The organism is Streptomyces sp. NPDC058308 (assembly GCF_042880275.1).
Taxonomy (GTDB): domain Bacteria; phylum Actinomycetota; class Actinomycetes; order Streptomycetales; family Streptomycetaceae; genus Streptomyces.
In genome coordinates this window covers 242,662-265,617 of record NZ_JBHVZA010000005.1, presented here as the reverse complement: position 1 = coordinate 265,617, position 22,956 = coordinate 242,662, and the positions used below count along the sequence as shown (strand labels likewise).

Below are 22,956 nucleotides of genomic sequence, written 5' to 3'. Positions count from 1 at the left end.
CATGTCACGTCCGGACTCTCTGCCTGCGGAGTTCCACGACATCGCCAAGCGCGTGAACAACTGGGGGCGTTGGGGGGCCGACGACGAGATCGGCACGCTCAACCTCGTCACCGACGAGGTGGTACGCGCGGCCGCCCGCGAGGTCAGGACCGGGCGCCGCGTCCCGCTGGCGCTCCCGCTGGAGGAGGACGGCGTCCAGACGGGCCTGATCCGCGGCCGCGTGAACCCGCTGCACACCATGGTGCAGATCAACCAGGAACTCTTCGGCCCCGGCACGGTCGCCACCAGCGACGACGCGGTGACGATGGGGCTGCAGACGGCCACCCACTGGGACGCGCTCACGCACGTGTCGCACTCCGGGAAAATCTACAACGGCCGCCCGGCGGACACCATCACGGCCCACACCGGTGCCCGGTTCTGCGGTATCGACAAGGCGCGGCACGTCGTCTCGCGCGGCGTACTCCTGGACGTGGCGCGGGCCAAAGGGCTCGACCGGCTGCCCGGCGACCACGCGGTCACCCCCGAAGACCTCGACGAGGCCGAGGAGTTCGGCGGCGCCACGGTCCGCGCGGGCGACATCGTGCTCGTCCGCACGGGGCAGCTGCGGGTCTTCCTCGCGGGCGACAAGCACGCGTACGGCTACCCGTCGCCCGGGCTCTCCGTGCGCACGCCCGAGTGGTTCCACGCCCGGGACGTGGCGGCCGTCGCGAACGACACCCTGACCTTCGAGATCTTCCCGCCGGAGATCGAGAACCTGTGGCTGCCCGTGCACGCGCTCCACCTGGTCGAGATGGGGATGCTGCAGGGCCAGAACTGGAATCTGGAAAACTTGTCCACAGCCTGTGCAGAAGTTTCCCGTCACGCGTTCCTGCTGTCCGCGATGCCGGAGCCCTTCGTCGGCGGGACGGGCACCCCGGTGGCCCCGGTGGCCATTCTCTGAACCTCACCCAGGTCGCCACCGCACCTCTCACCCGGGTCGCCGCCGCACCCCTCACCCAGGTCGCCGCCGCACCCCGGCCGCGGACGGCGGCGCTGCGGACGGCGGCGCGTCGGCTGTCGCCCCGAGCGCGCCGCCGCGCACGCCGCCATCCGGCTCCGGCGCTCGGCCCGGTCCCGTGCGACCACGAGGGGGCTGGCGCCGCATCGCGACCCACACCTCGCCGAGGACCTCCCGTCACCGGGCGCCCTCGACGTCCCCTCGCGGCGAATCGCTGCCCACAAGCGTGATCAATCGAACACGCTACGTCAACTCCCCGCCGGGGATTGGTGACCTACGCCCCGGTCTGCCCCACCCGCGCACGCACGCGCGCACCGTGGCACATGACGGCGCACACGGGCTCAGGGCGCCGGACGGGCACGGCTGGGCACGGCTGGGCATGGCCGGGCACCGGCAAGGCGCCGGGATCACACCGCTTCGTAAGCGACGTCCGCGTCCCCGTAGGCCGCCCTGTTGTAGGCCGCCCCTCCGTAGGCAGCGCCGTCGCAGGCCGTCATGCCGCGCGGGGTCGACTCGTAGACCCGCGGCGCCGCCTCGTGGACCACGACGCCGCAGGTCGACCCGTCGTGGGTCGTCCCCTCGAACGTCACCGCCGGGACGCCGGAATCGCACCGGTCCACCTCGCACCAGATGCTCTTGCCCGCGCCCTCGGGCTGCCAGCCCCAGCGGTCGGCGAGACCGTCGACGAGCTCCAGGCCGCGGCCGTTGGTGTCGTCGCCGTCGGCGTGCCGCTGCGCGGGCGGGCGGGCGCTGGTGTCGGCCACCTCGACCCGGACCGTCCCCGGCACGTCGGCGGGGACGCCGGGGAGCAGCATGCGCAGGACGGCCGGACAGCCGGTGTGCACCACGGCGTTGGTCACGAGTTCGGAGATCAACAGGATCAGCGTCTCGGCGACGGGCTCGTCGGCCTCTATCCCGGAGCCCGCGAGCCGCGAACGGGCCCAACGCCTGGCCCGCCCCACTTCTGCGGGGTCAGCCCCGACCTCCAGTTGAACTTGAAGCACCTGCACCGCTCACACCATCCGAACCGGCGGACACATCGCCTCGCGACTCCACAGGGTCACGGAACGTGATCCCCTTGGGAGACAGCATGATTGACGTTCAGTCACCCCAACAAGCGCTTCGGGCATATTCCAGCGCGAAGGAGTACGCGTGCTGCATACTGTGCGACGCACATCGCAGGGGGTCGAACAGGCCGGGGTGAAAACCCGCCCCGCAGTGCGAGCGGCGCGCATCGCCGGGCCCGGCGCCGCCACATGGGCAACACCGGCATGGCTCGACCTCTGAACCACTCGCATCCCACACAAGGTACCCGAGCCGGACACCGACTCCATGCCGTGACGAGTCACGCGTAGGACACAACCCGATATCGACGCTCCGTAGCCTTCACCGGACGGGCTTCGACCCACGAAACAGCCGACAAAGCGCACGATATCGGACAGACCAATTTTCGGCATCCGGCGGATCCTGCCCCGGCCGATGCCCCGGTTGACGCTCCGGTCGACGCCCCTGTCGGCACCCCTTTCGGCCCCTCGGAGCATCCTCCAAAGCTCCCCGCGCCCCTCAGAGCGCCGCGGCAAGATCCTCCTCGGCGTCGCGCGCCGTCCGCCCCAGCTCGGCCCGCACCCAAGCCCGCTTGAGGTGCAGATGCACGTCGGACTCCCAGGTGAACCCCATCCCTCCGTGCACCTGGAGGCAGTCCCGTGCGTTGCGTACGGCCGCGTCGTCGGCCAGCAGCTTCGCGGCCGAGGCGTCCAGCGCGTCCCCGGTCACCGCCGCCGCGTAGACCGCGCTGCGGGCGAGCTCGGCCCGCACCAGCATCTGCGCGCACAGGTGCTTGACGGCCTGGAACGCGCCGATCGGCTGTCCGAACTGCTCTCGGCTGCGGGCGTGTTGGACGGCTCTCTCGCAGGTGCGGGCGGCGCTGCCCAGCTGTTCCGCCGCGTACAGGAGGACGCCCCGGTCCAGGTGGCCGCGGTCGGGCACCCGGTGCAGCGGCGTCAGCGGATCGACGGACCGCAGCGGCACGGCGCCGGTCGCGTCGCCCCGCACCACGTCCGCGTCGTCCAGCCACGGCACCAGCGAGCCGTCGACCGAGGTCACCACCACGTCCCCGGAGGCGGCCCCCGGGACGACGCCCGCCGCCAGGAACGACGCCACGGCGGGCCCGGGCAGCAGCACCCGCCCCGCCTCCTCGAAGGCCAACACCGCCTCCGGGAGCCCCAGTCCGACCCCGCCCTCCTCCTCGGGCAGCGCGAGCGAGAAGAACCCCGCGTCACCGAGCGTGCGCCAGAGCGCCCGGTCGATCCGGTCCGTGGCGTCCCGCAGGGCGAACCGGCCCGCAAGGAGCTGCCGCATCCCGTCCCGCAACGCGCTTTGGTCTGCGCTCAGTTGGAAGTCCATACGCCCCTCACCGCCCCTTCGGGAGGCCGAGGATGCGCTCGGCCACGATGTTCTGCTGGATCTGCGAGGTCCCCGCGGCGATCGTGTACGAGAGTGCGGAGAGGCGGTCGAGGGTCCACTCCTGCCCGAGGTCGAGGGCGCCCGCGCCGAGCACCTCGGCCGCCGCGTCGTAGAGCTCCTGGCGCGCGTGCGAGTACCGCAGCTTGAAGACCGAGCCGCCCGCCCCCGGCACCCCGCCGGTGCGCTGCGCCTCGCTCACGTTCCACTGCGTGAGCCGCCAGAGCGCCGAGAACTCGGCGTTCAGCCTGCCCAGCCTGCGCCGCAGCGCCGAGTCGTCCCAGCGGCCGCTCCCGCGGGCCTCCCGGGCCAGCTCGCCGAGGACGCGCCGGCAGGCCACCACCTCCCCCGCGAAGGCGGTGCCCCGCTCGTACGACAGGGTCACCATCGTCACGCGCCAGCCGTCGTTCTCGTCCCCCACGCGATTGGCGACCGGCACCCGCACCTCGTCGAGGAACATCTCCGCGAACTCCGTGGACCCGGCGAGGGTGCGCAGCGGCCGCACCGTGATCCCCGGGGCGTCCATCGGCATGGCGAGCCACGTGATGCCCCGGTGCTTGGGCACCGCCTCGCTCACCGGCGTCGTACGCACCAGGAGCTCGCACCAGTCGGCGACCTCGGCGTGCGAGGTCCAGATCTTGGACCCGCTCACCACGTAGTGGTCGCCGTCGCGCCACGCGCGCGTGCGCAGCGAGGCGAGGTCGGATCCGGCGTCGGGCTCGCTGAACCCCTGGCACCACACCTCGTCGCCGCGCAGGACGGGCGGAAGCCACCGTTCGCGCTGTGCGGGCGTGCCTTCGGAGGCGATGGTCGGGCCCGCGTGCAGCAGGCCCACGAAGTTGGCGCCGACGTAGGGTGCGCCCGCGTTCTCCGTCTCCTCCAGGAAGATGAGCCGCTGCGTCGGGGAGGCGTCCCAGTGCACCTCTGCGTAGCCCGCGTCGTACAGCAGGCGCTGCCACGCGGTGTCGTAGGCGCGGCGGCCCGGCCAGTCCTGGGGCGAGGGCTTGGCGGGGAGCTTCGGCAGCACGAGCGAGAGCCACTCGCGCAACCCGGCCCGGAAGGCCTCCTCCTCTTCGGTGTACGTGAGGTCCATGCGGCTCCTACGGGTCCCGGGTGGCGTCCAGCGCACGATCTGACGAACCGTCAGGAGGCAGGCTAGCCCGGGCCCTCTGGACCGACAAGGCGCCGGGGCTTACGCTCGCGGCGCAACCTGACTGGCCGTCAGTTCCGGTCGCCAGGCCCGTGTGAGAGCCGCGTCGGACCGGGAGGGGACCGCATGAGGACCGTGCGCAACGAGACCGCGTACGAACTGGCCGAGTCCCGCACGCTCTGGGAACTGATCGCGCGCCGCGCGGCCCTCACCCCCGAGCGGCCCGTGCTCCTCCAGGCCGCCGCCGACCCCCGCGACGACCGCACGCTCACCTTCGGCGCGCTGCACGACCGCGCCGAGCGCGTCGCCGCCGGTCTCCACGCCATGGGGGTGCGGCCCGGCACGGTCGTCGCCTGGCAGCTGCCCACCCGCATCGAGACCGCCCTGCTCTCCTTCGCGCTCGCCCGCATCGGCGCCGTCCAGTCGCCGCTCATCCCCTTCCACCGCGACCGCGAAGTCGGCTTCGCGCTGCGGGAGTCGAAGGCGGAGTTCTTCGCCGTGCCCGGCGTCTGGCGCGGCTTCGACCACACGGCGATGGCCCACCGCCTCGGCGCGGGTGTGGAGTTCGAGGTCTTCGAGGCGTACGACTCGCTGCCCGACGGCGACCCGTCCGTACTGCCCCCGCCGCCCTCCGACGGGACCGCGGTGCGCTGGATCTACTGGACCTCGGGCACCACGTCCGACCCCAAGGGCGTGCTGCACACGGACCGTTCGCTGCTCGCGGGCGGCTCGTGCCTGGCCCACGCCCTGCACCTGACGGAGTCGGACGTCGGCTCGATGGCGTTCCCCTTCGCGCACATCGCGGGCCCCGACTACACGGTGATGCTGCTCCTGTACGGCTTCCCCGCGGTGATGTTCGAGACCTTCGCGCTGCCGGACGCGCTCGACGGCTACCGGCGGCACGGCGTGAGCGTGGCGGGCGGCTCGACGGCGTTCTACTCGATGTTCCTCGCCGAGCAGCGCCGACTGCCGCAGGGCGAGCGCGTCATCCCGACCCTGCGCCTGCTCGCGGGCGGCGGCGCGCCCAAGCCGCCGGAGGTCTACCACGCGGTGGTGCGCGAGATGGGCTGCCAACTCACGCACGGGTACGGCATGACCGAGGTGCCGATGATCACCATGGGCGCCCCCGACGACACCGCCGAGAACCTCGCGACGACCGAGGGGCTGCCTCCGGAGGGCATGGAGATCCGCATCACCGACGCGGACGGCACGCCACTACCGCCCGGAACGGACGGCGAGGTCCGGCTGCGCGGGGAGGCGGTCTGCCGGGGCTACCTGGACCCGGCGCAGAGCGCGGACGTCTTCGACGCCGACGGGTTCCTGATCACCGGGGACCTCGGCCACCTCAAGAAGAGCGGCCATCTGGTGCTGACCGGGCGGGCCAAGGACATCATCATCCGCAAGGGCGAGAACATCTCCGCCAAGGAGATCGAGGACCTGCTCCACCAGCACCCCGGCGTGGGCGAGGCCGCGGTCGTCGGCCTGCCCGACCCCGAGCGCGGGGAGCGGGTCTGCGCGGTGGTCGAACAGCGGGCGGGCACGGAGGCGTTGACGCTGGCGGCCGTCACCTCGTACCTGCGCGGGGAAGGCCTCGCCACCTACAAGCTGCCGGAACAGCTGGAGCTGGTCGAGGCGCTCCCCCGCAACGAGACGCTGCGCAAGGTCCTCAAGTACAAGCTGCGCGAACGCTTCTCACACTGACGCGCGCTGGTTGTTGTACGCCCTACTCGGGGACCGTGAAGTACTGCGCGAAGGCCTGCACGATCTCCTGCTCGGTGACCCGGCCGTCGCCGTCCGCGTCCAGTGCGGCGGCCGACGCCGCGGCGATGTCCTCGGGCACACCGAGCGCCTTGAGCGCACGGCCGGCCGCCTCGGGGGTCATCGCGCCGTCCGCGCCGCCGTCGGCGACACCGATCACCGCGTGCAGGAACGGCCGGGCGATCTCGGCGAACCGGTCGGGGTTGTCCCGCAGCCGCTTCACGGCGCCGCCCACGAACTCGTCCCGGGTGATCCGCTGGTCCCCGTCGCGGTCCGCGATCCCGGCCATGCCCTGCCAGAACGCCTCGGCCCCGATGTAGAGGGCCTGCCCCTGCTCGGACCGCGCCGTCGCGCCGAACTCCGTGCACAGGGCGGCTGCCGCCGTGCTGAAGTCCTCACGGGAGATGTAACCGTTGCCGTCCTGGTCGAAGGTGGCGAACCGGGCCGCGATCCTACGCTCGTACTCGGCACTGTCCATGGTCTTCGGGCCGCCTCACTTCCGCGGTTGGGTGCATGCTCCGGGGATGTTCCCGGGAGCTGAGCGTACGACGTGACGGGTGCCCGGAGACGGGAAAGCGATGCTTGTGCCAAGACCGCCGGAATTCCGGGACAAGGGTGTGGCACAGGTGTGATGTGGTGCACTGTCCGCTGTCCGCTGTCCGCTGTCCGCTGTCCGCTGTCCGCTGTCCCGGGAACGACTCAGGCGGAGAGCGGGGTCGCCCCGTCTTCGAGCGCCGCCGGTACGTCGGGGAACACCTCGAAGAGCCTGCGCACGCCGAGAGCCGCGAGGACGCGGTTGACGTGCGAGCCGTCCTCGGCGCCCTGCGCGGGCAGTATCAGCCGCAGGTGGCCCTGGAAGGAACGGATCAGGCGGCGCGTGGCGATCAGCACGCCGACGCCGCTGGAGTCGCAGAAGAGCACTTCGGAGAGGTCGAGCACGATACGGCGGCGGCCGTCGGCCACGGCGTCGTGCACGCGCTGGCGCACCACGGGTGAGGTCAGCAGGTCCATCTCGCCGCAGACGCACAGCACGGCCCAGCCGTCCTGCTCGCCCATCGTCACCTTGAGCGTCACGCGTCACGCCTCTCGCTCGCCCTGCCCTGCCTGTCACTCGTTCCGGAGCTAACCGGAAGCAGTCCCTACGTTTCGTTCTGCTTCGGCTGCCCCTCCACTCCCCTTATGAAACACCAGCAAACCCTCGTCAATATCATCCGGCCTCCCGCAGAGGGCCCGCTTTGCCGCAAACAAGAGAGTTCCTCCAGCGGAGCCGACTACATTCGAAGGGGAGCCACAGACGCGAAACGACAAACGGGAAGTACCGTCGGAGTAGGCAGGCAGAACAGGGCAAGCGCACGAGGGGGCCGCATGCCGAAGGACGCGCCGCGGCGCTGGGACCGCCGGATGCAGCAAAGGCTCGCGCACGGAGAGGCCGCCGCACTCGGCGAGCTCTACGACCGCTTCGCCTCGCTCGTGCACAGCCTCGCCCACCGCGTCCTCGACGACGAGCTCGCCGCCGACCGCATCACCCGCGAAGTCTTCACCCACGTCTGGGAGAACCCCGACGCGTACGACCCCCGGCAGGGCCCGCTGCGCTCCTGGATCGCCACGCTCACCCACCGGCACGCCGTCCGCAGGCTCCGCCAGACCGAGTCCGCCGCCCTCGCCCGGAGCGGCGAGGGCACCCCGGAGGAGCTGGAGCGCAAGGTCCGCCGCGCCTCCGCGGCGGCCCGCGCGGACTACATCGTCACCGCCATGCCCACCCCGCTGCGGGCCGCCCTCGAACTCGCCTACCTCCATCGGCGCGACTACCGCCAGACCGCCGCCGACCTCGGTGTCACCGACGACGAGGCCCGCCGCAGGCTCCGCCTCGGCCTGCAGCTCCTGTCCACGGCCAACGACACCGGCGACCCGTCCGCCGGCGCCGCCCGCGGCTCCGGGACCGCGCTGTGACCGGCTCCGACCGCCCCGAGCCGTACGAAGGGCCGGACGGCCAGGGCCGCCAGGAAGGCACCGAGGGCGAGGGGCCAGGAACCGAGGCCACCCCGCGCATACCGATGCCGCGTTCCTCCGTGGAGGACACCGGCCGGCCCGTGCCCGACCCGCCCCCGGCGCCGCTCGTCCTTGAGCACCGCGTCCTGAAGTCCCTCCTCGGCGCCTGGGCGCTCTCCGCGTGCTCCGCCGAGGAAGCCACCGCCGTCGAGGAGCACCTGGGCGACTGCGGCCCCTGCGCGGACGAGGCCCTGCGGCTGCGCGACGCCGTCGGCCTGTTGCACCCCGAGGAGAACCTCGACCTCGACCCGGGCCTGCGCACCCGCGTCCTGGAGAGCTGCCTGGGGCGGCGCCCGCCGCGTATCCCGGTGCCCGAGTGGGCTGTTCCCTACGACGCGGAGACCGCCCGACTGGACGCCCTGCTGCAGGACATCGGCGACGCGGAGTGGCACGCCCCGGTGCGCCTTCGCTGGTTCGACGAGGACGGTCCTGTCAGCAGGAAGACCACCGTGGCCGGCGTCATCGCGCATCTGCTCGCGGTCGACGGCATGGTCGGGCTCGCCCTCGGCCTCGACGACCCGCTCGGCACCGACGTCCGGGTGAAGCACGATCCGGACCACCGCACCGAGGCGTACTGGCGCGCCTCGCACTTCCCGCCCACGCGCGCGGTGCGCACCCCCTGGCGCGAGCAGACGCACGAGCTGGTCCGCACGGTGTCGTTCGCCGGCGACGGTTCGGGGCGGCTCCCGGTGCCGTACGGCACGGTGGCCGTGCCGGGCGGCGGCACGGATCCCGAGGCGCGCGAGACGGTCGAGCTCCCGCTGCGGGACGCGATGGTGGACCGCGCCTTCGAGTGCTGGATCCACGCGGGCGACATCGCCCACGCCGTGGACTACCCGTACGTACCGCCCGCGCCCCGGCACCTCCACCACATGATCGACCTCGCCGCGCGGCTGCTCCCCGGCACGCTCGCCGGACGCCGCCGCTCCGGGCTCGCCTCGCCCGCCCGTCGGCTGGTCGCGGCGGGGGCACCCGGCCGCAGCCTGCGCCTGGAGATCGAGGGGCTCGGCGGCGGCGAGTGGCTCATCCCGCTCGACTCCCCCGCCGCGGTCGCCTCGCGCGAGCACGAGGTCGCCCATGTGGCGCTTGACGGCGTCGAGTTCTGCCGCCTGGCCGCGGGCCACGTCTCTCCCAAGGAGGCGGCCGCGGGTCAGGACGGCGACCGCGAGGCCATCCGCGACGTGCTGTTCGCGGCGGCCTCACTGAGCCGGATGTAGCCCCGCGGACACGGCCTACGCGAAGACGACCGTCCGGCGGCCGTTCAGCAGGATCCGGCGCTCCGCGTGCCACTTCACGGCCCGCGCGAGCGCCTGGCACTCCACGTCGCGGCCGATCGCGACCAGCTGGTCGGGGGTGACGCCGTGGCCGACCCGCTCGACCTCCTGCTCGATGATCGGGCCCTCGTCGAGGTCGGCGGTCACGTAGTGCGCGGTGGCGCCGATCAGCTTCACACCGCGCGCGTGCGCCTGGTGGTACGGCTTCGCGCCCTTGAAGCTCGGCAGGAACGAGTGGTGGATGTTGATGATCCGCCCGCTGAGCTCCTTGCACAGGTCGTCCGAGAGGACCTGCATGTACCGGGCGAGGACGACCAGCTCCACGTCCAGCGAGCGCACGAGTTCGAGGAGCTGCGCCTCGGCCTCCGGCTTGTTCTCCTTCGTCACCGGGATGTGGTGGAAGGGGATGCCGTACGAGGCGACGAGCTCGGCGAAGTCCTTGTGGTTGGAGACGACCGCGGCGATCTCCACCGGCAGCGCGCCGGTCCGGGAGCGGAACAGCAGGTCGTTCAGGCAGTGCCCGAACTTCGACACGAGCAGGACGACCCGCATCTTGTCCTCGGCGCGGTGGATCTGCCAGTCCATGTGGAAGGAGTCGCCGATCGCGGCGAAGCTCGCCCGCAGCTTGTCGACGGTCACCGGCGCCTCGGCCGAGAAGTGCACGCGCATGAAGAACAGTCCGGTGTCGTGGTCGCCGAACTGCTGGCTGTCCTCGATGTTGCAGCCGGTCATGAAGAGGTAGCTCGACACGGCGTGCACGATGCCCTGCTTGTCGGGGCAGGAGAGGGTGAGGACGTACTGCTCAGCGGGGGCGGCGGGGGCGGTGGACTGCTCGTTCATGCGGCCAAGGTTCCCACAGCGGACACCGCCGTGGGCAATCGTCCCGCCGGTCGGACCCCAGGTGCGCCGTCAGAACCTGTGTCACGCGGAGCGCGTCAGGATCCGCAGCACTTCGAGGGTTCTCGGCGCCTCGTCCGGGTCCTCCCCGTCGCCCGCCGCCAGGCGTACGTGCGCGTCGCGCGCCGCGTGGACCGCCTCGGGCCACCCGGGGTGCTGCAGATAGGCGGAGACCATCGCGTCGGGCCCGACCTCGTGCATGATCCGCAGGACCCGCAGCACGGCCGTGTCCACGAGGGCCGCCTCCTGCGGGTCGCGGAAGATCGTGCCGACGTACTTCTCGGCGGACCAGTTGTCGAGCCAGGTGTCCTCGACGAGGCGGTACACGGCGTCGGTCACGTCCCCGTACTCCTCGCGCCCCGCGAGCCAGCACTCCCGCTGGAATTCGGGGTCGGAGAGCATGTGCAGCGCCGAGCGCACGTTGCTGCGCCAGCGCCACCACGGCATGTCGTTGGTCGGCATACCGCCCATGGTGCTGGAGCGACGGCCGCGACGGGAAGACTTCTCCGAACCTTGCACGGTCATGGATCGTACGTTCCCACCCCGCGCACGCGAACCGGACCCCGCCCGTTCACCGTCATGTCACTGTCCGTTGAGAACGTGTCACTCCACGGTTGGCCGCGCAACGGAATCGTGCAGGGACATGACCGGCCGGCGACGCACCTTCCTCCCCCGCCCCACCCGAACCGCTCTGCTCTCCGCGGCAGCCGTGGCGGCGAGTACGTCCCTGATATCCGGTTGCGGGGTCATCCCTGGCACCACGGGGGGTTCCAGGGATGCCCCGATCACCGTCATGACCTGGGCACCCGAGAAGACCAAGGCGACCAACAAGCCGGGCGTCCCCGCCATGGCGCAGGCCTACGCGCGCTGGGTCAACGCGCACGGCGGCCTCGACGGCCACGAGCTCAAGGTCCTCACCTGCAACGACCACAACGACACGGTGGGCGCCGCCGACTGCGCGCGCGAGGCGGTCGACAACGACGTGGCCGCGGTCGTCGGCGCCTACAGCCAGCACGGCAGCTCCTTCCTCGCCCCGCTGGAGGGCGCCGGGATCCCCTACATCGGCGGCTACGGCATCACCGACGACGAGTTCAGCAGCCCGCTCTCCTACCCGGTCAACGGCGGCGAACCGGCCCTGCTCGCCGGCAACGGCCGACAGCTCGCCGGCCGCTGCGCCCGCGTCTCCCTCGTACGCCCCGACACCCTCGCGGGCGACGAGCTGCCCAAGCTCCTCAACCAGGGGCTCGCCGACGGCCACCACAGGCCCGTCGCGGACATCCGGGCCCCCGAGGACGGCACCGACCTCACCCCGCAGGCCGAGCAGGCCCTGAAGTCCGCGGGCGCCCACGACGGCTGTGTGACGGCGGCGCTCGGGGCGCGCACGGACACCTTCTACGACTCGTTCCGCCGCACCAAGGACGACTATCCGCCGGTCCGGATCTCCTCGGTGCTCGGCAGCGTCGACCAGTCCCTCATCGACCGCACCGGCGGCGCGAGCGGCCCCTACGAAGGGGCGTACGTCACCGGCTGGTACCCCGCGACGGGCGACCCCCGGTGGTCCCAGATGCGGGAGGTCATCCGCGAGCAGGCCTTCGGCGACAACCGGGTCGACCCGGCGGACGCGGGCGTGCAGACGACGTGGATCGCGTACACCGTCCTGAAGCAGGTCGTCGAGTCGCTCGACGGCGGCGACGTGTCGTCCCGCACGCTGCGCCGCGCCCTCGACGGCGGTCTGCGGGTCGAGACGGGCGGCCTCACCCCGCCGCTGAGCTGGCGCTTCGAGGACCTTCTCGCGGCCAGCGAGTTCCCGCGCCTGATCAACTCGGGCGTCACGTTCCAGGTGGTGCGGGACGGGCGGCTCGTCCCGGCCCGCACGGGATTCGTGAACGTGGAGAAGACGCTGGAACAGACGGCTTAGGACGGCTTAGGACAGACATCAGGGCGGGCCCCGAGGCCTGCCTCAGGGCCTGCCTCAGGGGCTGCCCCAAGGTCCGCCCCAGGGCCTGTCGTCCAGGGTCAGAGCTGGGTCCTGTTGCGCTCGGTCAGGCCGTACTTGCGGGCGATCGCGTTCCAGTGGTTCGCGGCCTGCTCCTTGGCGGTCGTCGCCGCGCCGCTCTGCTGGTTGCCCGCGGCGGCCTGCGCGGTGTTGCGGGCGCGGCCCTTGTGGCAGCCCTTCTTGCCGCCCACCTGGTCCGCCCAGGCCGCGTAGTGGTTGTCGGCCGCGGCCGAGGCCTTCCAGGCCTTGTTGAGGGAGGCGGTCAGCTGGTCGTTGGCGGGGAGTTTGTCGACCTTGAGGGCGGCGAGCCGGGTGACGAGGCCGTTGCGCTGCCTGGCCGCGTCGCGCAGGTCCTTGGCCGACTTGCCGAGGTTCTGGCACTTCCCGACGTTGCGTACGGCGGCGATCACCATGTCACGGCTGTTGTTGCTGTCGGCCAGGAGCTTGTCCAGGGCGACGGCCTGGTCCTTGACGGGGTCGGCGGTCGGCGAGGGCCGCTCGTCGGGCCCGGAGGACGCGGAGACGGACTGACCGGCGTCTTCCTTGTCGTCGTCACCGCCACCGGAGCTGAGGAGGGCGCCCGCCCCGATGCCGACCACGGCGATGCCGACGCCGACGGCGGCGATCAGCGGCACCTTCGAACCGGTGCGGCCGCCGCGCCGGCCACCGCCGCCGTGACCGCTCCCGCCCGGCTCGGGCAGGGGCGCGGGGGCGGGGCCCTGGGCCTGAACGCGGGGCATCTGCTGGGTGGAGGCGGGGCCTTCGGCCTCCGGCTCGGTGCGGAAGAGGCTGTCGAACTCGGCGGGCGGCTGCCGGTCGCCGGGGGCGCCGGGGCGGATGCCGTAGGGGGCCGCGGCGGGCTCGGGCGGGGCGCCGTGGCCCGGGGCATGGCCTGCGGGGGCGTGGCCTGCGGGGTTCGTGGGGGCGTTTCCACCCGGTATGGGGGTGATGAACTGGGTGGGGTCGCTGTCCGACGCGGCGCCGGACATGGCGCCGGGCATGGCGCCGGGCATCGGCGTACCGGTACGGCCCAGGAACTGCGTGGCGTCGGCGGCGGGAGCCTCGGGCGGCAGCGCGCCGGGGGTCACCGGAGGTATGTACTGGGTGGCCCCCTCGTCCGCCGCGGACGGGGCGGCGGGCACCGGGGGTATGTACTGCGTGGCCTCGCTGTCGGACGGCGCGCCCGGCGCGGCGACGGGCGGCAGCGGCATGCTCGGCGGGGTGGTCACGGCGGCGGGCAGCTCCTGTGCCTGCCTCGGCGCGGCGGGCGGCAGGGGCTGCCCGGTCTGGGGCGCGGCGTGCGCGCCCGGTCTCGAAGGCGGCGCGGCATGGGCGCCGTACGCCTGCTGCGGCGCAGCGTGGGAGCCGTGCGCCGCCTGCGCCCCGTGCGCGCCCTGGCCGCCGTAGGACGGGTCGCCGTGGGCGGGCCGGTCCTGAGCGGGCCGGTCCTGGGCGGCGTGCGCGCGGTGCGCGCCGTGGCCGGGCTGAGCCTGCGGGCCGGAGTGTCCCGGCTGACCCGGGTGAGCCTGCGGGCCGGGGTGTCCCGGCTGACCCGGGTGAGCCTGCGGGCCGGGGTGTCCCGGCTGGCCCGGGTAGCCCTGCTGGCCCTGTCCCGGCTGCATCGGCTGACCCTGCTGACCCTGCTGGCCCTGCTGACCGGCGGCGTAGTCGGGCTGCTGCCCCGCGCCGTACGCCTGGCCGCCGTAACTCTGGCCGCCATGCCCCTGACCGCCGTAGCCCTGGTCCCCGTAGCCCTGCTGCCCGTAGCCCTGGCCGCCGTACGCCTGCGGGCCGTAGCCAGGACCGCCGTACTGCTGGGCCTGGGCTTGGGCCTGGGCAGGGTCGGGGGCCGTGCCCTCCGCGGGAAGCGGCTGGGCGGGGGTCTGCTGGGGCGGCGCGCCCCACTCCTGGCCCTGGCCGGGCGGCGGTCCGGCCGTCTCGGGCCCCCAGGGTTCGCCCCACGGGCTGCCGCCCGCCGGGGCACTGTGCCGGCCCGCGGTGCCGGGGAACAGCGGCTCGCTGCCGTCAGCGGGCAGCACGACGCCCTCGTGGGCGGGCCGGTCCGCAGGTTGCTGCGGATCGGAGGAAGCAGCGCCCTGACCGCTCTGCTGCGTCACCGGGACTCCTACACATGGGGGACCTACGGAACCGTCGGGTCACGCTACCGGGTCCCCACATCCCTCTGCCACGCAGCTCAGAACGCCGCCCCGCGCCGGGCGGCGGCAGTAACGGAACCGCCTGCCCAGACGCTGTTCAGGGGTGGATCCGCGAGTTCGTCACGCCGCCTGTACGTCGAGGCGCGCCCCGAACTCCCTTACCACCGGCTCCTCCCGGTAGGGCTCCAGCCGGTCCTGGAAGTCCTCCAGGTACTCCGCGCCGCGGTTCGACCGCAGCGTGCCGAGCAGTTCGACGGCTTTCAGGCCCGTATGGCAGGCCTGCTCCACCTCGCGCCGCTGCACCTGCGCCGTGGCCAGCAGGACGAGGCCGATGGCCCGCCGCCGCGCCCGTGTCTCGGGGTGGCCGTCGAGGGACTCCTGGGCGCTGCGCGCCGCCGCGTCGGCCTGCCCCAAGTCCCGGTGACAATGCGCCATTTCATCGGCCAGATATGCGTGGTCGAAGTGCCGGATCCACACCGGGTCGTCGCCCGACGATGCCTCGCCGGATGCCCGGTCCATCGCCTCGACCGCACGGCCCGCCACCACCTGCGTGGCGCGCGCGTCACCGAGCAGCGCGTGCCCGCGCGCCTCCGCCGCGTAGAACATCGCCTGCGCGCGGGGCGTGACCCGGCCGCGCGTCCCTTCCTGGGCGGCCCGCGCCAACTGTGCGATCTCGCGCGGGTTCCCGAGCTGGGCGGCGAGGTGGCTCATGGACGCGGCGAGCACGTATCCGCCGTACCCGCGGTCGCCCGCTGCCTGGGCGAGCCGGAGCGCCTGGATGTAGTAGCGCTGGGCGAGGCCCGGCTGCCCCGTGTCGACCGCCATGTATCCGGCGAGTTCGGTCAGCCGCGCCACCGCGGCGAAGAGCTCGCGCCCGACCGCTTCCCGGTAGGAGCCCGCGAGGAGCCCGGAGACCACGGAGTTGAGGTAGTGCACGACGACCGGCCGCACATGGCCGCTGCCGAACTGGTGGTCCAGCTGCGTCAGCGCCTCCGTCATCGCCTTGACCGCGGCCACGTCCGCCATGCCGACGCGCGGCCCGGCGGACCGCCCGACCTGCGAGTCCGGCGAGGAGATCAGCCAGTCGCGGCTGGGCTCGACGAGCGCGGAGGCGGCCACGGAGGAGCCGGAGAGGAAGTCCCGCCGGCCCACGTCGCTGCGCCACAGCTCGCAGACCTGCTCGATGGCGCCGAGAACGGTCGGCGAGAACTGCAGTCCCACGCCGGAGGCGAGGTTCTTGCCGTTCGCCATGCCGATCTCGTCGATGGTGACGGTGCGGCCCAGCTTGCGGCCGAGCGCCTCCGCGATGATGCCGGGCGCCCGCCCACGCGGCTGCTGACCGCGCAGCCAGCGGGCCACGGACGTCTTGTCGTAGCGCAGGTCGAGACCGTGCTCCGCGCCGCACATGTTGACCCGGCGGGCGAGTCCGGCGTTGGAGCAGCCGGCCTCCTGGATGAGCGCCTGCAGCCTTTCGTTGGGCTGTCGCGCGACGAGCGGCCTTGCGGCCATGGCGTACCCCCTGTGTGCACCGTGGACCATCGGAACGGGCGGCCGCCGTGGACCGCCTCACGATGATCAATGCCCTTGGGGCAAGGCGAAGATGCGCCACAAAAGAAGCAAAAGAAGCCATTAAGAACGACAAGTGCGAATCCGTACGGATCTCTGTACGGACCTGCCGGCCCGCGGGCTTCCTCCGAGGCGTCCTCTGATTGCCCTTGACCTGGCTACCCGCCCCCGGAAGCCAATCCCCACGCGCGCCCCCACCCGTGCACCCATGCGCCCCACTCGCAGGATCGATGCTCCTCCCCCGCCCTCGCGTGCGCCCGTAACCCGAGGTGGCACGGAGAGTTGAGAACTCCGTGGAAGAGACCATCGGAGTCACGTCAGCCGCGCAGATCCCGAAGCAGCGCGGAGAGGCCTTGCTGGACACGGCCGTGCGATATGCGGAGGAGCGGCACTGGGACGTGGTCCCCGGGACCTGGCTCGAGTCCGTCGACGGCGTCGAGCGGTGCTCGTGCGGGGAGAGCGCGTGCGAGGCGCCCGGCGCGCACCCCGCCCGCGAGGACTGGGCGACCCAGGCCACCGGCAGCGCGACCGTGGCCCGACGGCTCTGGCAGAAGCAGGGCAACGCCTCGATCCTGCTCCCCACCGGGCGCACCTTCGACGCGATCGACGTGCCCGAGACCGCCGGGTTCCTCGCGCTCGCCCGCATGGAGCGGATGGAGCTCACGCTCGGCCCGGTGACCTGCACCCCCGACCGGCGCATGCAGTTCTTCGTGCTGCCCGGCGCCGCCGCCAAGGTCCCCGACCTCGTCCGCAGGCTGGGCTGGCCCCCGGCCGCCATCGACCTGATCTCCTTCGGCGAGGGCACCTACGTCGCCGCTCCCCCGACCCGCTACGGCGCCATCGGCGCTGTCCAGTGGGCCTGCCGCCCCACCGCCGCCAACCGCTGGCTGCCGGACGTCGAGGAGATCATCTCGCCGCTGGCCTACGCGTGCGGCAGGGAAGCGCGCCGCTGAGTCCCGCCGGGGCCACCGCCGTCGTATCGTGCGGACACGACGAGAGCGGCGGAGGGCGAAGCGGTGACCGAGGCGGCGGTACGGGTCCAGGGGCTCTGGAAGCGGTTCGGCGAACAGGTCGCGGTGGCCGGGATCGATCTCAGCCTCCCCGCGGGCAAGTTCATCGGCCTGGTCGGCCCCAACGGCGCCGGCAAGACCACCACGCTCTCCATGGTCACCGGCCTGCTCAGGCCCGATCAGGGCACCGTCGAGGTCGTCGGTCACGACGTGTGGCGCGACCCCGTCGAGGTCAAAGCCCGCATCGGCGTGCTCCCCGAGGGCCTGCGCCTCTTCGAGCGGCTCTCCGGCCGCGAACTCCTCGCGTACACCGGCAGGCTGCGCGGTCTGCCGGGCGCCGAGGTCGACAAGCGCGCCACCCAGCTCCTCGACGTACTCGGCCTCGCGGGCGCCCAGCACAAACTCGTCGTCGACTACTCGACCGGCATGCGCAAGAAGACCGGCCTCGCCGCAGCGCTCCTCCACAACCCCGAAGTCCTCTTCCTGGACGAGCCGTTCGAAGGGGTGGACCCCGTCTCCGCCCAGACCATCCGCGGCGTCCTGGAGCGCTACACCGCGTCCGGCGCCACCGTCGTCTTCTCCTCCCACGTCATGGAGCTCGTCGAGTCGCTCTGCGACTGGGTCGCCGTCATGGCCGCCGGCCGCATCCGCGCGCACGGCACGCTCGCGGAGGTACGGGGTGCGGCGCCCTCCCTGCAGCAGGCGTTCCTCGAACTCGTCGGGGCCGGGCGCCGCGACACGGGCTCCGACCTCGACTGGCTGGGCGGCGGCGCCCGATGACCGCGCCCCTGCCGCTGCCGGGCACCCCGCCCCACGCCCCCGCCCCGCCGGCTTCTCCCTCTCCTCCTCCGGCGGGCGTCACCCGGGTCTTCGTACGCCTGAAGCTGTCCCTCCTGCGCAACGGCCTGCGCCAGTCCGCGGGCCGCCGCGCCGCATACATCGCCTCCGTCGTCCTCTCGCTCCTCTTCGCCGCGCTCCAGCTCCTCGGCCTCATCGCGCTGCGCGGCAGCACCCACGCCGCCACCGTCTGCGTCCTGCTCACCGCGGTGCTCGCCCTCGGCTGGGCCGTCATGCCGCTCTTCTTCCCCAGCGGCGACGAGACCCTCGACGCGACGCGCCTGGTGATGCTGCCGCTGCGCCCCCGCCCTCTCGTCCGGGCGCTGCTCGTCGCCTCCCTCGTGGGCATCGGACCGCTGTTCACGCTCAGCCTCGCGGCCGGCGCCGCGGTCGCCCTGGCCCACGGCGCGGCGGCGGCCGTCACCGGCGTCCTCGCCGCCGCCCTCACCCTGCTGGTCTGCGTGGCGCTGGCCCGTGCGGTCGCCGCCGCCAACATCCGCCTCCTCACCAGCCGCAAGGGGCGCGACCTCGCGGTCCTGAGCGGCCTCGTCATCGCCATCGGCGCGCAGGTCGTCAACTTCGGCGCGCAGCGGCTCGGTTCGGCCGGGCTCGGCACGCTCGACCCGGCGGCGGACGTCGTCCGCTGGATCCCGCCCGCCGCGGCGCTGGGCGCGGTGGACTCGGTGAGCGACGGCGCGTACGCCCGGGGCGCGGCCCAACTCGTGCTCTGCGCCGGGGCCCTTGCCGCCCTCCTCACGCTCTGGCAGCACAGCCTGACCCGTCTGATGACGTCGCCGGACGGTTCGACGCTCGCGGCAGCCGCACCGGACAAGGGCACCTCCCGCACTTCGGGCGCCCTCGCCGGCGTGCTGCCCGCCGGGCGCACCGGCACGGTCATGGAGCGCAGCCTGCGGTACGTCTGGCGCGACCCGAAGACCAAGGCGGCCTGGGTGACCTCCCTGGCCATCGGCCTGATCGTGCCGGTCTTCAACGCGCTGCAGGGCACCGGGTCCGTCTACTTCGCGTGCTTCGCGGCGGGGATGCTCGGGGTCCTGATGTACAACCAGTTCGGCCAGGACACGTCGGCCTTCTGGATGGTGGCGATGACGATCTCCTCGCCGCGCGACGCGTACGTGGAGCTGCGCGGCCGGGCCCTCGCGCTGCTGCTCATCACCCTCCCGTACGCCACGCTGGTCACCGTCCTGACGACGGCGATGCTCGATGACTGGCCCGCCGTGGCGGAGGTCCTCGGCCTCTCCTTCGCGCTGCTCGGCGCGATGCTGGCCACCGGCGCGTGGTCCTCGACCCGCTTCCCGTACTCGATCCCGCAGGAGGGCTACAAGAACGTGGCCCCCGGTCAGGCGGGGCTCGCCTGGATCTCGATCTTCGGCGGGATGGTCGCCGCGGCCCTGCTGTGCGCCCCGGTCCTGGCCGTCACGATCTGGCTGCACGCCTCGGGCGCGGCCTCCTGGACCTGGCTGCTGCTCCCCCTGGGCACGGCGTACGGCGCGGTGGTCACGGAGCTGGGTCTCCGTCTCGCGGCCCCACGCCTGGCGCGGCGCCTGCCGGAGATCCTCACGGCGGTGAGCAGGGGCTGAGGAGCCCGCTGTCCTGCGCTCCCGCTCCCGCTCCCGCTCCCGCTCCTGGAACGCAGGCGACCCGCGAGCCGTGGTTCCTGCCGCGCCGGGCGGACCGGGCGGAGGAAGCCGGCCGGACGTACCGGCGGCTCGCGGGTCGGGTGACTGCTTGGGTTTGGGCCGGCTGCACGCTCGTCTCACGCGCTGGTCCGGCACCGCACTGGGTGTGGTGGCAGGCCGCTAGCCCGCAGCCACCTCTCGCGTCCGCAATGAAATCACTGCCGGATCACCTCCTTTCTTCGAGTGCTCAACACCCTAGGAAGAGGCGCGGAGCCGCTCAACCGGTTTTTCGGGAACGCGGATCCCGGCACGTGCGCGCCGCGGATCCCGGCACGTACGTGGCGTGCGTCCCGGACGTGCGCGCGTCAGGCCCGGCAGCGCAGCATCTCCAGCGGCGGGTGGGCGAGAGCGTCGGCCCAGAAGTCCGCGCCGTACTCCTCGATCCCGGCCTCGGACACCTCCACGGGCACCCAGGTCAGCTCGGTGAACCCGGCCGCCCGCAGGCACTTCTCGTAGACGTCGCGGCGCGGGACCACGCCGAGGATGCTGATCGGCTCCGGGTCGAGGAGGGCCGTGACCCGCACCCGCGGCCCCGCCTCCAGTTCCTCCCCGGTCGGCTCGCAGCGGAAGCCGTACCTGTCCAGGGACGGGCAGTCGAAGCGGTAGTCGGGGTTCTGGGCGAACACGAAGAACTCGCCGCCCGGCGCCAGGCTCCGGTGGATGTTGCGGCACATGCGCTCAAGGGCCGCGACATCCTCGGCGTAGTTGAGGCACTGCACGCCGAGCGCGATGTCGAAGGGCCGTTCCGGAGCCCGCAGTGCGGCCACGTCGCCGACCTCGTAGCGCAGCCCCAGCGGTTCCTGGCGCTCCATCTCCCGGGCGACGGCGATCATCTCCGAGGAGATGTCGACCCCCAGGACGTCCGCGGCGCCGCGCCGCTTGAACTCCCTGCTGTAGAAGCCCGTTCCGCAGGCCAGATCGAGGATCGTCCTGCCCCGCACGTCCCCGACCATGCCCAAGAAGCTCGGCACCTCGCCGTGCCGGATCAGCGGCAGGGCCTTGAAGCCCTCGAATGCCTCGCCGATACCGTCGTACTGCTGCACGCTCATCGCCGTCAGACCTTCCCCGTGGTTCGCGTAAGTGATCCCGGCGCAGTCTTCCCTCACCCCCGCCGCACGCCGTACTGGCAGAACCTACGAATACTGGGGGCTCCTCCTGGCCGTATCTTCGGGTGAATCCGAACCGCCCGGGGCGACAGGTCCGCGCAACGATTTCTCTGTCACTTTCCGGGAACTACCTGTGGGGTGCGTCACGTTCCAGTTGAATGATCTGACGTGCGGTACAGGCGGACAGCGCAGCTCATGCAGTACAGGCAGCTCATGAGGACGAGGACACGGCCTGCAGGGGGTTCCAGGTGAGTGCTTCGCGACAGAGCGGAACTACCGACGAACTGGGTCCTGAAGAACCGGAGCCGGGCAGTGCCGAGTTGCTCGCGGCGCTGCTCGACGGGATGGACGCGGCGTTGTGCGCGTTCGACGCCGACGGTGTCGTGACGCACTGGAACCGCGAGGCCGAGCGGATCCTCGGCTGGTCGGCGGCGGAGGCCGTCGGGCGGCGGGGCTTCACCGGCTGGGCGGTACGGGCGGCGGATGCCGGTGACATCGAGGAGCGGCTGCTCGCGGCGATGGACGCGGCGGGCCGGCAGGTGCACGAGTTCGCGCTGGTCACCAAGGACGGCGGCCGGGTGCTCGTGCGGATGCAGTCGGCGTCCGTGCGGGGCGGCGACGGCAAGGCCGCGGGGATGTACTGCGCCTTCAGCGAGGTGCACGCCCAGATCGACCTGGAACGGTCCATCGCCCTGAGCGAGGCGCTCTTCGAGAACGCCACGTGGGGTGTCGTCCTCGTCGACGCGGACCTCCGGCCCGCCGTCGTGAACGAATACGCCGCCCGCGCCTTCGGCGTCGGGCGCACCGCCGTCCTCGGGCGCCCGCTGGCCGACCTGCTCGGGCAGGGCGTCGAAGAGCTGGAGAGCGCGCTGACCCACGTGCTGGCCGAGGGGGCGCCGCCCGCCCCCGCCGAGCTGTGGGTGTCGGTACGGGCGGCCGGGGCGGGCCGGGACGACGGGGCCGAACGGCGCTGCTGGCGCAGCGGGTTCCTGCGCCTGGCGTCGCCGCTCGCCGAGGAGCCCGTACCGCTGGGCGTCGGCTGGCTCTTCCTCGACGTGACGGAGGCCAAGCAGAGCGAGCAGGTGGCCTCGCAGCTGCGGTTCCGCTCCCAGCAGCTGCACCGGGCCGCGCGGGCCGCCGCCGAGTGCGAGGACCCGACGGAGGCGGCCACCGTCCACCTGGACTTCGCCCTCGCCGGGTTCGCCGACCACGCGCTGGTGGACCTGCTGGCCGCTGAGACGCCGGTACGGCTGGTACGGGTCGCCGCGACGCCCGCGGGGCCGCCGGGGCCCTGCCTGCCCGTCGCCATGGCGGGCATCCCCGTGCGCTACCCCGAGGGGCACCCCGCGCCCCAGTCCGTGGAACGCACCGGGTCGGTGCGGGCCAGCGCGGGCACGGCGGCCACGCCGGAGCGGGTACGGGAGTGGGCGGCGGCCCGCCAGTGGCCCGAGGACTCCGTCCACGCCCTCTGCGTCGTGCTGCGCAGCCGGGCTCGGACGCTGGGTGTGGTGACGTTTCTGCGGGGGGCGGGGCGGGGGCAGTTCGACGGGGTGGACGCGGCTTATGCGGAGAGTGTGGCGGCGCGGGTCGCTGTGTCGCTGGACTTGGCGGAATCTCTTGGGGGGCGGTGAGTTTCCGCTCCGCGGGGGGTGCGTGGGGGGCCGGGGGGGCCGGTGACTTTCCGCTCCGCGGGGGGTGCGTGGGGGTCCGGGGGGGCCGGTGGCTTTCCGCTCCGCGGGAGGTGTGTGGGGGTCTGGGGCCCGGGGGCCGGTGACTTTCCGCTCCGCGGGGGGTGTCTGGGTGTCTCGTCTTGTCCTCCGCTTGCCCCTGCGGGTGCGGACAGGACCGCCGCTTCGCGGCGGAGTCATCCCACCCACCCACCCGTTTGCCCCGCGACGTATGGCGGGAGTAGGGGCGGGGTGGGTGGGATCGCTCCTTGGCGGGCGGCGGGCGGCGGGAGTGTGGGCAGCAGGGACGAGGGCGGGCGGCTGGGTGGGGATCGG

The 22,956-nt window shown here is 72.9% G+C and carries 19 protein-coding genes; 9 read left to right on the top strand and 10 right to left on the bottom strand.

Annotation, left to right across the window (positions count from 1 at the left end):
- The first annotated feature begins 1 nt into the window (after position 1).
- A complete protein-coding gene (locus tag ACFVYL_RS10255; protein WP_389714321.1) occupies positions 2-940 on the top strand; it encodes a cyclase family protein in 939 nt (312 codons plus the stop codon).
- Positions 941-1,404: 464 nt separating this feature from the next.
- Here ACFVYL_RS10255 and ACFVYL_RS10250 read toward each other — a convergent pair whose 3' ends face one another.
- The 3 genes from ACFVYL_RS10250 to ACFVYL_RS10240 form a co-directional block, all read right to left on the bottom strand.
- Positions 1,405-2,007, bottom strand: coding sequence for an ATP-binding protein (locus tag ACFVYL_RS10250; protein ID WP_389714320.1), 603 nt, complete (start codon positions 2,005-2,007; stop codon positions 1,405-1,407).
- 553 nt (positions 2,008-2,560) lie between these two features.
- A complete protein-coding gene (locus tag ACFVYL_RS10245; protein ID WP_389714319.1) occupies positions 2,561-3,400 on the bottom strand; it encodes an acyl-CoA dehydrogenase family protein in 840 nt (279 codons plus the stop codon).
- Between the two features lie 7 nt (positions 3,401-3,407).
- Entirely contained in the window at positions 3,408-4,550 is a 1,143-nt protein-coding gene (locus tag ACFVYL_RS10240; protein WP_389714318.1) for an acyl-CoA dehydrogenase family protein, read from the bottom strand.
- 183 nt (positions 4,551-4,733) lie between these two features.
- On the opposite strand from ACFVYL_RS10240, the gene ACFVYL_RS10235 reads away from it, so the two are divergent.
- On the top strand, positions 4,734-6,308 hold the full coding sequence (locus ACFVYL_RS10235; RefSeq protein ID WP_389714317.1) for a class I adenylate-forming enzyme family protein: 1,575 nt from the start codon (positions 4,734-4,736) through the stop codon (positions 6,306-6,308).
- A gap of 22 nt (positions 6,309-6,330) precedes the next feature.
- Here ACFVYL_RS10235 and ACFVYL_RS10230 read toward each other — a convergent pair whose 3' ends face one another.
- Both ACFVYL_RS10230 and ACFVYL_RS10225 read right to left on the bottom strand, forming a co-directional pair.
- Positions 6,331-6,843 (bottom strand): EF-hand domain-containing protein, encoded by a 513-nt coding sequence (locus ACFVYL_RS10230; RefSeq protein ID WP_389714315.1) that lies wholly within the window; start codon positions 6,841-6,843, stop codon positions 6,331-6,333.
- A gap of 221 nt (positions 6,844-7,064) precedes the next feature.
- Positions 7,065-7,439: an STAS domain-containing protein gene (locus tag ACFVYL_RS10225; RefSeq protein WP_389714314.1), complete on the bottom strand. Its 375-nt coding sequence runs from the start codon at positions 7,437-7,439 to the stop codon at positions 7,065-7,067.
- Between the two features lie 291 nt (positions 7,440-7,730).
- Here ACFVYL_RS10225 and ACFVYL_RS10220 point away from each other — a divergent pair, with 291 nt between their 5' ends.
- Both ACFVYL_RS10220 and ACFVYL_RS10215 read left to right on the top strand, forming a co-directional pair.
- On the top strand, positions 7,731-8,315 hold the full coding sequence (locus tag ACFVYL_RS10220; RefSeq protein WP_389714313.1) for a sigma-70 family RNA polymerase sigma factor: 585 nt from the start codon (positions 7,731-7,733) through the stop codon (positions 8,313-8,315).
- A complete protein-coding gene (locus ACFVYL_RS10215) occupies positions 8,312-9,631 on the top strand; it encodes a zf-HC2 domain-containing protein (RefSeq protein WP_389714312.1) in 1,320 nt (439 codons plus the stop codon). Before ACFVYL_RS10220 ends, ACFVYL_RS10215 begins: the two co-directional genes overlap by 4 nt.
- Positions 9,632-9,646: 15 nt before the next feature.
- Here the strand turns inward: ACFVYL_RS10215 and purU are convergent, their stop codons facing one another.
- Positions 9,647-10,528 carry a formyltetrahydrofolate deformylase gene (gene purU / locus ACFVYL_RS10210; protein ID WP_389714310.1) on the bottom strand — a complete coding sequence of 294 codons (882 nt, stop codon included), beginning with the start codon at positions 10,526-10,528 and terminating at the stop codon, positions 9,647-9,649.
- Positions 10,529-10,609: 81 nt separating this feature from the next.
- Positions 10,610-11,110, bottom strand: a complete 501-nt coding sequence (locus ACFVYL_RS10205; RefSeq protein ID WP_389714308.1) for a hypothetical protein — start codon at positions 11,108-11,110, stop codon at positions 10,610-10,612.
- A 118-nt stretch (positions 11,111-11,228) separates the two neighbouring features.
- Here ACFVYL_RS10205 and ACFVYL_RS10200 point away from each other — a divergent pair, with 118 nt between their 5' ends.
- The gene (locus ACFVYL_RS10200) at positions 11,229-12,503 is read left to right on the top strand and encodes an ABC transporter substrate-binding protein (RefSeq protein ID WP_389714307.1); all 1,275 of its coding nucleotides are present in this window, start codon (positions 11,229-11,231) and stop codon (positions 12,501-12,503) included.
- 98 nt (positions 12,504-12,601) lie between these two features.
- On the opposite strand, the gene ACFVYL_RS10195 is transcribed toward ACFVYL_RS10200, so the two are convergent.
- Positions 12,602-14,698, bottom strand: coding sequence for a hypothetical protein (locus tag ACFVYL_RS10195; RefSeq protein ID WP_389714306.1), 2,097 nt, complete (start codon positions 14,696-14,698; stop codon positions 12,602-12,604).
- Between the two features lie 159 nt (positions 14,699-14,857).
- Positions 14,858-16,246, bottom strand: coding sequence for a transcriptional regulator (locus ACFVYL_RS10190; protein ID WP_389714305.1), 1,389 nt, complete (start codon positions 16,244-16,246; stop codon positions 14,858-14,860).
- Between the two features lie 350 nt (positions 16,247-16,596).
- Here ACFVYL_RS10190 and ACFVYL_RS10185 point away from each other — a divergent pair, with 350 nt between their 5' ends.
- From ACFVYL_RS10185 to ACFVYL_RS10175, 3 genes are all read left to right on the top strand, one after another.
- Positions 16,597-17,256, top strand: a complete 660-nt coding sequence (locus tag ACFVYL_RS10185; RefSeq protein ID WP_389714303.1) for a bifunctional DNA primase/polymerase — start codon at positions 16,597-16,599, stop codon at positions 17,254-17,256.
- A gap of 63 nt (positions 17,257-17,319) precedes the next feature.
- Positions 17,320-18,093: an ABC transporter ATP-binding protein gene (locus ACFVYL_RS10180; protein WP_389714301.1), complete on the top strand. Its 774-nt coding sequence runs from the start codon at positions 17,320-17,322 to the stop codon at positions 18,091-18,093.
- On the top strand, positions 18,090-19,748 hold the full coding sequence (locus ACFVYL_RS10175) for a transporter (protein WP_389714300.1): 1,659 nt from the start codon (positions 18,090-18,092) through the stop codon (positions 19,746-19,748). Before ACFVYL_RS10180 ends, ACFVYL_RS10175 begins: the two co-directional genes overlap by 4 nt.
- A 404-nt stretch (positions 19,749-20,152) precedes the next feature.
- On the opposite strand, the gene ACFVYL_RS10170 is transcribed toward ACFVYL_RS10175, so the two are convergent.
- Positions 20,153-20,896, bottom strand: coding sequence for a class I SAM-dependent methyltransferase (locus ACFVYL_RS10170; protein WP_389714299.1), 744 nt, complete (start codon positions 20,894-20,896; stop codon positions 20,153-20,155).
- 305 nt (positions 20,897-21,201) lie between these two features.
- Between ACFVYL_RS10170 and ACFVYL_RS10165 the strand changes: the two genes are divergently transcribed.
- Complete coding sequence (locus ACFVYL_RS10165) at positions 21,202-22,584, top strand: PAS domain-containing protein (RefSeq protein ID WP_389714298.1); 1,383 nt, start codon at positions 21,202-21,204, stop codon at positions 22,582-22,584.
- Positions 22,585-22,956 lie beyond the last annotated feature (372 nt).

Excerpts from the sequence above, each read along its gene's own strand:
- ACFVYL_RS10230 (WP_389714315.1), bottom strand. The coding sequence starts at position 6,843 with ATGGACAGTGCCGAGTACGAGCGTAGGATCGCGGCCCGGTTCGCCACC.
- purU (WP_389714310.1), bottom strand. The coding sequence starts at position 10,528 with ATGAACGAGCAGTCCACCGCCCCCGCCGCCCCCGCTGAGCAGTACGTC.
- ACFVYL_RS10200 (WP_389714307.1), top strand. The coding sequence starts at position 11,229 with ATGACCGGCCGGCGACGCACCTTCCTCCCCCGCCCCACCCGAACCGCT.
- ACFVYL_RS10205 (WP_389714308.1), bottom strand. The coding sequence starts at position 11,110 with ATGACCGTGCAAGGTTCGGAGAAGTCTTCCCGTCGCGGCCGTCGCTCC.
- ACFVYL_RS10170 (WP_389714299.1), bottom strand. The coding sequence starts at position 20,896 with ATGAGCGTGCAGCAGTACGACGGTATCGGCGAGGCATTCGAGGGCTTC.
- ACFVYL_RS10175 (WP_389714300.1), top strand. The coding sequence starts at position 18,090 with ATGACCGCGCCCCTGCCGCTGCCGGGCACCCCGCCCCACGCCCCCGCC.
- ACFVYL_RS10245 (WP_389714319.1), bottom strand. The coding sequence starts at position 3,400 with ATGGACTTCCAACTGAGCGCAGACCAAAGCGCGTTGCGGGACGGGATG.
- ACFVYL_RS10240 (WP_389714318.1), bottom strand. The coding sequence starts at position 4,550 with ATGGACCTCACGTACACCGAAGAGGAGGAGGCCTTCCGGGCCGGGTTG.
- ACFVYL_RS10220 (WP_389714313.1), top strand. The coding sequence starts at position 7,731 with ATGCCGAAGGACGCGCCGCGGCGCTGGGACCGCCGGATGCAGCAAAGG.
- ACFVYL_RS10235 (WP_389714317.1), top strand. The coding sequence starts at position 4,734 with ATGAGGACCGTGCGCAACGAGACCGCGTACGAACTGGCCGAGTCCCGC.
- ACFVYL_RS10190 (WP_389714305.1), bottom strand. The coding sequence starts at position 16,246 with ATGGCCGCAAGGCCGCTCGTCGCGCGACAGCCCAACGAAAGGCTGCAG.
- ACFVYL_RS10255 (WP_389714321.1), top strand. The coding sequence starts at position 2 with ATGTCACGTCCGGACTCTCTGCCTGCGGAGTTCCACGACATCGCCAAG.